Source organism: Microbacterium petrolearium (assembly GCF_054782875.1).
Genome location: NZ_BAAGRQ010000081.1, coordinates 1 through 585 on the forward strand (window position 1 = coordinate 1; position 585 = coordinate 585).

The window sequence follows — 585 nt, forward strand, 5'->3', positions numbered from 1 at the left end:
GTCTAGCACTAACAGGTCGAAAGGATTCTGACAGTACACGTGCTCGAAAGAGTGTAGGCAAGATTGGGCCTAAGAATCATAATTATGGTACTGGTCCAAGCAAGGCTACGCTAGATGCAGCAGCAGAAATGAATGGGAAGACGGTATATGTTTACACAGAAAACTCTTTTACACTAGTAACAGGTGCTCCTTTCCGAAGTATCCGACTAGCTGCAAAGACAATGTGGATCGGAGCTACTACACTAACTACAAAGCTAGATACAAACAAAGCTTACAAGGGTTATTATTACTACACGAGCCTACGACAACAACCCTAATATTTTTTTTTTAAGTCGCTGATGCTCTAAAGCTAGTAGTAAAGGAAACAGTAATTCCTGCTCATGCTACGGTAAGTCTATTTTATCTAGCTCCTATTATTACACTAGTATTTAGTCTACTAGGATGGGCTGTTATTCCATTTGGTGCTGGACTAACTATTTTTGATTTTTCAATGGGAATTCTATATACTCTGGCTATTTCATCAATTGGTATTTATGGTACTCTATTTGCTGGATGGTCAGCTAACTCTAAGTATGCATTTCTAGG

At 39.0% G+C, this 585-nt stretch carries 1 pseudogene; it reads left to right on the top strand.

Annotation, left to right across the window (positions count from 1 at the left end):
• Nucleotides 1-343 precede the first annotated feature (343 nt).
• Nucleotides 344-585: pseudogene (locus ACYVJ0_RS13725) on the top strand (NADH-quinone oxidoreductase subunit H); the annotation flags it as partial.